This window comes from Ruegeria sp. HKCCA0235A (assembly GCF_013033235.1).
Classification (GTDB): Bacteria; Pseudomonadota; Alphaproteobacteria; order Rhodobacterales; family Rhodobacteraceae; genus Ruegeria.
In genome coordinates this window covers 395,491-403,410 of sequence record NZ_WQDQ01000003.1, presented here as the reverse complement: position 1 = coordinate 403,410, position 7,920 = coordinate 395,491, and the positions used below count along the sequence as shown (strand labels likewise).

At 53.2% G+C, this 7,920-nt stretch carries 8 protein-coding genes; 3 read left to right on the top strand and 5 right to left on the bottom strand.

Annotation, left to right across the window (positions count from 1 at the left end; translation table 11 throughout):
* The first annotated feature begins 99 nt into the window (after positions 1-99).
* The 3 genes from GOW56_RS21670 to GOW56_RS08050 all read left to right on the top strand — a co-directional run bounded on the left by GOW56_RS21670 (position 100) and on the right by GOW56_RS08050 (position 2,022).
* Positions 100-351, top strand: coding sequence for a hypothetical protein (locus tag GOW56_RS21670; RefSeq protein WP_174831751.1), 252 nt, complete (start codon positions 100-102; stop codon positions 349-351).
* A 378-nt stretch (positions 352-729) separates the two neighbouring features.
* Positions 730-936 (top strand): cold-shock protein, encoded by a 207-nt coding sequence (locus tag GOW56_RS08055; protein ID WP_171115248.1) that lies wholly within the window; start codon positions 730-732, stop codon positions 934-936.
* A 72-nt stretch (positions 937-1,008) separates the two neighbouring features.
* Entirely contained in the window at positions 1,009-2,022 is a 1,014-nt protein-coding gene (locus GOW56_RS08050) for a fatty acid desaturase (RefSeq protein ID WP_171205539.1), read from the top strand.
* Here the strand turns inward: GOW56_RS08050 and GOW56_RS08045 are convergent.
* The 5 genes from GOW56_RS08045 to GOW56_RS08025 all read right to left on the bottom strand — a co-directional run bounded on the left by GOW56_RS08045 (position 2,014) and on the right by GOW56_RS08025 (position 7,822).
* Complete coding sequence (locus GOW56_RS08045; RefSeq protein ID WP_171167509.1) at positions 2,014-2,262, bottom strand: ParB N-terminal domain-containing protein; 249 nt, start codon at positions 2,260-2,262, stop codon at positions 2,014-2,016. The genes GOW56_RS08050 and GOW56_RS08045 overlap by 9 nt on opposite strands.
* A gap of 74 nt (positions 2,263-2,336) precedes the next feature.
* Positions 2,337-3,026: a hypothetical protein gene (locus GOW56_RS08040; protein WP_171115244.1), complete on the bottom strand. Its 690-nt coding sequence runs from the start codon at positions 3,024-3,026 to the stop codon at positions 2,337-2,339.
* A 1,549-nt stretch (positions 3,027-4,575) separates the two neighbouring features.
* Positions 4,576-4,785: a cold-shock protein gene (locus GOW56_RS08035; protein WP_171205538.1), complete on the bottom strand. Its 210-nt coding sequence runs from the start codon at positions 4,783-4,785 to the stop codon at positions 4,576-4,578.
* Positions 4,786-4,844: 59 nt separating this feature from the next.
* Positions 4,845-6,197: a DEAD/DEAH box helicase gene (locus tag GOW56_RS08030; protein WP_217358804.1), complete on the bottom strand. Its 1,353-nt coding sequence runs from the start codon at positions 6,195-6,197 to the stop codon at positions 4,845-4,847.
* A gap of 1,022 nt (positions 6,198-7,219) precedes the next feature.
* Complete coding sequence (locus GOW56_RS08025) at positions 7,220-7,822, bottom strand: TetR/AcrR family transcriptional regulator (RefSeq protein WP_171205537.1); 603 nt, start codon at positions 7,820-7,822, stop codon at positions 7,220-7,222.
* Positions 7,823-7,920 lie beyond the last annotated feature (98 nt).

The following is a 7,920-nucleotide window of genomic DNA, read 5'->3' as shown; positions in this document are numbered from 1 at the left end:
CTTCGGTCGCTTGTTTGCCATTCTCAGTCCTCCGTTTCCTAAACATAACGGTGGACCCGTTCAGTTGGGGAGGCTCATTATGTCGAGAAGCTCAACACCTTGCCAAACAAACTCGTTCAGGCCGATGTCGATGCCGTTCTTGAACAGGGGTGGGTTGAGGAAGCGCTGTTCGAAGCAATTGAGGTAACCGGGCTTTTTAACATGATGAGCCGCATCGTCGAAGGCGGCGGCGTCACCTTTGACTATGGTGGGCGTACTCAGGGTCACACCTTGCAGAAAGCTGGCCCAGACGCGGCTAAGGACTCCTACTTGGTTTTCTTAGAGATGATAAAGCAGCAAGCCTCTGCGTAGAGTCAGGTGGCGCCTGACGACAAAACTCATACTTTCCTGTCACAGACAATTACCACCGTTTTGCGCCGCGTCCATTCTTCGAAAACGGACTTAGGCACAAGTGCAGCGTATTGGCGCTTCGTCCCGCTCCAGTCACGTATTCGAAAGACAGCGAACCGCGACACCTTACCTAAGTTTTGCTAGGCAGGCAGGATCTCTCTGTTGTCCTCCACCGCATCAATGCTTGTATTGTGGGTACTCGAAGTCCATATACATAAAGCTTACGTTTTTCTTTTTCGACCTGCTGTCTCCTCAATTCGGCGTTCAGTCTTTCGATTTAGACCGACCACGCCGGGTCGCCGCATTGATGCGGGCGACACGCAATTGGAGACTTCCACCATGGCAAATGGCACAGTAAAATGGTTCAACTCGACCAAAGGTTTTGGCTTTATCGAGCCTGAAGACGGCAAGCGCGATGTGTTCGTGCATGTATCCGCTCTTGAACGTTCCGGCATCAGCGAATTGAAAGACGGCCAAAAGGTTACTTTTGACGTCGAAGCTGGTCGTGACGGACGCGACAGCGCTTCCAACCTGGCACTCGCATAGCCTGCTACGGGCATCCTTCTGGGGTGCCCGGTTGCTCAGAGGGTTCCCAAGAGCCGTTGGAGAACAAGTCAGTTGCAACAGCAGGAATTGACCCGGGCGCTCGTTCAATACCGCGTACCCGATACGAAGCGTAGTGTTTTTGAACTGACAATTACTGTTATCCCTTTTTTCGCGCTATGGGGCGCAGCGTGGTTTGCGCTTTCCCTTGGTGTCTGGGTCGCTATTCCACTGGCAATCCTTAACGCTGCATTTCTGGTGCGTCTCTTCATCATCATGCATGATTGTGGTCACGGATCATTTTTTAAAAACCGTACCGTTTGCAATTGGACAGGCCGGGTCTTGGGTGTTCTCGCCCTCACACCTTATGACGTCTGGCGGCAAAGCCATGCGATTCACCACGCCTCAACCGGCAACCTTGATCGGCGCGGGATGGGCGATATCCCTACGTTAACTGTAGAGGAATATCTGAAGCGAAAGTGGGTCGGGCGTGCCGCTTACAGGTTAATCCGGAACCCCTTCTTCCTGTTCTGTATCGTGCCTGTCTACACGTTCTTTCTGCAAAATCGCTTACCCTTTGGTTTCATGCGGTCAGGCTGGCTGTATTGGGCAAGCGCAATGGGAACAAACGCCGCGATTGCGGTGGTCCTGGCCCTGATTTTTTGGACCGGAGGCCTGGATGTGCTGGTTTATGTATTCCTGCCAACCATGATCGTCGCCGCCTCGATTGGTATTTGGCTTTTCTATATTCAACACCAGTTTGAACACACGACATGGGAACGGGAAGAGGGGTGGAACCTTAAGAACGCCGCATTCTATGGAAGTTCTCACTATGCCCTACCAGGCATCCTGCGGTGGTTCTCTGCTAACATCGGCGTACACCATGTTCACCACCTTGCCAGCCGCATACCGTTTTATCGGCTAAACGAAGTTTTGCGGGACCATTCCGAGTTGGAAAATTGCCAACGTATTACTCTATGTGAGAGCCTTCACTGTGCACGATTGCATCTTTGGGATGAAAAAAGCCAACGTCTACTGACATTTTCCGAGGCTTTGTCGAACGCCAATTCCAAAAGGTATCTAGTGTAGCCTGGCGCGTACCAGATAGGCTTCGACCGTTTCGCCGCCCAAGGCGCGAATGGCCTCTAATCGGTGAAGGCCTTCAATCAGCACGAACCTCTTATTGTCCGAGCGTATCTGGATCGGGGTCTTCTGGCCGTTCTTCAGGATATCTTCGGCCAGCGTCAGAACTTTTTGTTGATCAAGCGTTTTCGCCCGTTTCACAGGAACATAGATCAGGTCGAGCGGATATGGTCTTTTCTCCAACATTAGCTACGTGAGCAACCTTTCGTGCATTTGTTCCGGTTCAGAGCTCGCTTCAAAAGCGGGGGCTGGAACGTACGTCATAGAACCGAACGAACAGCGTCGCGCAGTTCCTGATGCATAATCCAAGTTGCTGGCTCATCGTCACTTTCGATGTGAGAAAATGCCAGGACCTGAGCGGCGCCATCATTCTGCACCGATCCGGCTTCGGGTAGGTCCAGTTCCAGATATTCTGCGATCAATAGTCCGATTTTCTTGAAAACCTTGATGGAGGCCTCGCGCGATTTGTAACCAGCTGCCTGAGACAAGTGACCAATAGTCAGACCTTCCTTGCCTGCGATTGTGAGTGCTTTGAGCAATGTGACCTGCGCGGGGGTGAGCCTGATCTGGCGCAATGCCTCGGCATATTCTCTTTCACTGGGAACTAGGGTGCCGGAGTTTCCTTCCAAACGGCGTTGACCGCTACGCTTCCTGTCTCGTTCTTCGAGAATTTCTTTTAAGGCTTCAATGGCCAATACTGGTGTTTCTCCAACTGCATCGGCAATCATTGCCTGCGTTTTAGCCGGCGGCTTGGGAAATGCCCGTGCAACACTATTGCCGCTCAGAACGCCAGCCTTAATCAAGTACTTTCCAAATTCTTCCTCAATCACTCCTGATACGTCAGCGTTCCGCGACTTACGAACACTGCGGTCCTGAAACGCTCTTTGTTCCAAACCATGAGCTGACATCTTTGAACCGGGAAGGGTTACTTGAGGGGCATTTTTACGCATCAGAGAAACACCGCTACAATTATCGCTGCAACGCACACTGCTGACGCAATAGATATCTTAATCCCATAGGACCGGCGACGCGCCTTTTCGGCTTTGAGACTTTTACCCAGGTTTTCGTCAATCGAGTTATGGTTCACGGCGTAGTCCTTCCGGATTTGTCAGGCGGCTTTGGTTTCCACCAACTTATTGTCGCGCCACATTTTCGGTGCACTTGTCGTTCTGTCTCGTGAACGGCCGATTACATTCCCAACCATCACCTCTTCGATTCAAATGCGCGTTTGAAGGGACAAGGATCGCAACGCACCTGTCTCGGTTTGCGCGAAAACCACGTTCGCATTTCCATCCGGAATAAGTTTCAGGCGCAAGGTATGCATGCTGTGGAACTGCCACGGGCTCACAGCCGCTATCCGCTGCCCTGTAACCTCTGAGGCATACCCAACCATCCGAGCTTCCTCTGTCGCTCAGACGACCGTTTTCTGGGACTTCTATTGCAACACAATCCTGGTTCTCCTTACGAAATCCCCAGTTGCAGTGTATTTCCTGCACGCCAAACCGGGTTTCGACGTACCCATTTTGGGGCGAAATCACTTCTTCACACTCTTCTCCGGCACGCTGGAACAGCCGATTGCACGCCCACTGATCTCCGGTTGATGCCAGGTAGGCATTTTCAGGAACTCTTATTTTCTCACAGAGTTCTCCGACAATCTGAAAACCGTGATTGCATTCCCACCCGCGGCCATAGGAGCTACCCGTTAAATATGCGTTTTGGGGTACGTCTGGACTTTGGCAGGATCCGTTTCTGTTTTCGAAACCTTCGTCACAAACCGTTGCACTGGCATTGCCTGCGACTTGGGCAGCAAGCTGCGTTCCTGAGAGCGACACCAAAAGTGTCGAGATCAAACAAAGTATGCAGCGAGCAAACACGATGAATGAATGGTCGAAACTGAGCCTGAGACCTGATCTATCGGGCATCAAGCACGCAATTCAAGAGCCATGTGTTGTTCATACGGCGCCTTCTTTCATGGGTCACGCGATGACTGGAGCACGTCAGGTGACAGTTGCAAATGCTTGCGAGGAACGAGCTCATAGCGAAGACCCCAGCGAAACCCGTTCCTATGCTGGGGCACATGCTACAGTTAGTCTGAAGGCCATTGGATTTGCGAAGCCGGCAGCATCGCGGCATCGAGTAATTTTTACCAATACACTCTTGTGGTTCTTAGCCAGCATAGAGTCAAGGCCGCACCGTCGTCACGAAGCCTGTGCTACGGAGATATCTCATTTTTGAGACCGGTGTTTGACCAGGTGGCTTAGCGAATAATTGAGAGACAAAATTCAGCGTGACATCACCTTTGAAACGTGGTCGTTGACGAACTAACAGGGACCGAGCTCTGCTAAGGGCTGGCAGAAGCTCGAAGCTATTAATACGCCACCAATAGGTGACCGCTTACATATTGTGTCTCAATCCCAATCCGAACCGATCAACCAGTCTTTGGCTGTGCTTCCAGACAGCGGCAATAGCAACCGCTATCTGGCATCGTTTGTGAATTGCCTACTGCAATTGCAGGTTTTCGGCGGAGGTCTTGCCGCGCATCCGGTCTTCCTTCAGATCGAAGCCGACCTTTGCGCCTTCTTTCAGGCCGTCGAGGCCGGAGCGCTGAACGGCACTGATGTGCACGAACGCGTCGCCGCTGCCGTTATCAAGCTCGATGAAGCCGTAGCCTTTAGTTTCGTTGAACCATTTTACTGTTCCGGTTGTCATGAGATTATCCTTTCAATGACATGTGTGCCCGCCGGGATTGGCTGAGCTGCGCGCTGCGTTCAGGCAGCAGGTTGGGTGAACTCACCAATATTGGAGAGCATTCGCATAAGACCGTCCTGCGCTTGGGTGGGGTCGATCTTGTGTTTTTGGTGCCCGTTCCGCTGACGCGTTACGTGACGAACCGCTAGCGATTTTGGCGACGGTTCAATTTTGGCAGCACAGGGCATTTTCGGCTTGGCATCGCGACCGCATTTCACAGGCTCGTCTTGCGATCCTGTGTCGCTTGGCAGCCTGTTACCGATCAGCTTTTCGATATCCCGCAGGAGGGGCATCTCTTCGCGATCACACAGTGAAATCGCGGTGCCGGTTCTGCCTGCGCGCGCCGTCCGGCCAATGCGGTGCACATAGGATTCCGGCACATTCGGAAGCTCGTAATTCACCACATGGGACACATCGTCGATGTCTATTCCACGTGCGGCAATATCGGTGGCCACAAGGACGGTCGTTGCGCCTGACCGGAAACCTGCCATGGCACGTTCGCGCTGAGGCTGGCTTTTGTTTCCGTGAATGGCAGCGGAGTTGATCCCAGCAGCAATCAGGTGCTTGCAGACGTTTTCAGCCCCGCGTTTGGTGCGCGTGAAAACAACAGCGCGATGCACGTCCTTGTCCGACAGAATGTCTGACAGGACACGGCGTTTGTCCTGCTTGGCCACATGCCGGACGCTCTGCGCGATCCGTTCAATCGGCGTTGAAACAGCCGCCACCTGAACCTCTGCCGGATCGTTCAGGAAGTCATCGGCAAGCTTTCTGATCTGCCCCGGCATTGTTGCCGAAAGCAGTGCCGTCAGGCGTTTCTCGGGCAGTTTTGCCATGATCTTGCGAATGCTGGGCAGAAAGCCCAGATCCAGCATCTGATCAGCCTCATCCACCACAATGGCTTTGGTCGCGGACAGATCGATGACGCCTGTGTCAAGGTGGTCGAGCAAGCGTCCTGGTGTTGCCACCACGATGTCTATGCCGGCACTGAGGGCCTTGATCTGCCCTCCTGGACGCACGCCTCCGACGACCAAGGTCGTGGAAATGCGGCTGAACTGGCTGTAAGCGCGGATGTTGTCCACGATCTGCGCCGCAAGCTCGCGCGTGGGCGTCAGGATCAATGCGTTGCAGTGTTTTGGAGCGGGTTTCGATATTTCACATTCAATCCGATGCAACAGGGGCAATACAAATGAGGCGGTTTTTCCTGTGCCGGTCTGGGCAATGCCGATCACGTCGCGCTTAGATTGCAGCAGCGGAATGACCTTGGCCTGAATGGGCGTAGGGGTCGAATATCCTTGAGCCTTGATGGCCTTCAGGATGGGCTCGGCAAGGCCGAGGGTGTCAAATGTCGTCAAAAGCGTTTGGTCTCGTGCCATAAACGCGGTTCACCGCTATCGGCACTTGGTCTCTCTAATCTACTGGGAAGCTCGTATGAAATAGCCGCCGTCGTTTCGTTGCTCTCAAGGAGCTATTCAAGACAACGATCTGGGGATCACGGGCGAGAATACTTTGCCGCTGATTTGGTCATCCACACGCGGCGTTGCGCTTCTCCTACAGGGCAAAGGTTAAGAAAGCAACAACTCATTTGAGAGCAAATATTTGCCCAAGGTTGGGTTTGCCCGCGTCTTGCGCGTCCATGAACCATGCGGCGAAAGCGCGGTTTTGGGTAGGTTTATCATGTGCGGTTTGAATGTCCGCAAAGCGGGTGCAACTGCAGCATCAAGATCAAGATAGCGGGTTGGATGTCGGCTCTGGGCCGGAATTCCCCTGACGTATCCCCGTGCCATGAGAGACCGAAGTCAGATGTAGTCACGAGGACGCTGGAAAACCCTTGTTCTCTTCTCGAATTCCGATTGAACGTTGAAGAAGTAAAATCAGGCGCGACTTGCGGTATCAGGTTTTTTCTCCTGGACTTCTTCATGAACCCCGAAGAAACACTCGCCCCCGCAGTGAGGCGAAAGACGCCGGCCCTCGGCTGAGCAGCCAGAGCGTTTCAACAAGGTACTTCATTCTCAGAGTTCCCACCAAAGAAGAGGCCCGGCGTTCTCCTCTACGTTCGCTTGCCGAAAAACCGAGAATGCTGCATCATCAAGCGAGTGAAGCACGGCTTCAACATCAGGTAGGGACTATTGCTACATATGTGCTACGCGCCAAATTCACCCCCAATAAACACATATAAAACAATACGCTACGCTCAGTCGCACAAATCCATCATGGGTGCCACGCTTAGACGCGCAGCTTGTGTTGCCTTGCCTGTCACAGCAACGCCTCCGTCCTGCTATGCTTCGAAATCCGATGGCCTGTCAGTGGTCTTGCCCATCCGAATCAAGTCGAAAAGCCCTAACACATTCCTCTGACGACGTCCCGACTGCGACCATCAGAATTCAGCTCCTTCCGATCAGACGCCATATCGACTCATCACCATCTGGACACTGCTTTCGATCGTTTCCGTCATCTCGGCTTCGCTGAGCACCCCACCCGTAAACAGCAGCGGCCAGAAGGCGCGCGCCTTGATCAGGCCAATGAATTCGCGCCCGGCCCGTTCCGGATCATCGATCCGAAGCTGCCCATCCTCGGCCGCATCTTTGAGCATGGCAATGAATGTCGCCGTCTTGTCCAGCTTGCCCTGCGCTTCCGCCGCAAGCGTCGGGTTGCGCAAGGTTTCGCTGATCACCATCCGGGCCATTGCGATAACATCGGGCCGCATCAGAATGCGCCCTTCGGCCCAGGCCAGTTCAGTCAGTTGCGTACGAATATCGCGACCTTTTTCATACCGAATTTCCAACACTTCAGCAAAGCGGCCGGACAATTCGACCACGATGGAGCGGAACAGGTTTTCTTTACTTTCAAAGTACTTGTACAACGTACGCTTGGACACTTCGGCCCTTGCTGAAATGCGATCCATACTGGCCGCGGCAAAGCCCTTTTCCTGGAACTCGGCCACGGCAGCTTCGATGATCTGTGCGCGCTTGGACGCATTCTGTGCGCTGCATTCGTTCATGTCAGAGCTATAGACCTATTGACGTGCCCCGGTCAAATACTAGGTAAACGCAGGAGTTTACAAGGGCGAAATTATATGCCATGAGTAAACCCGCGAGT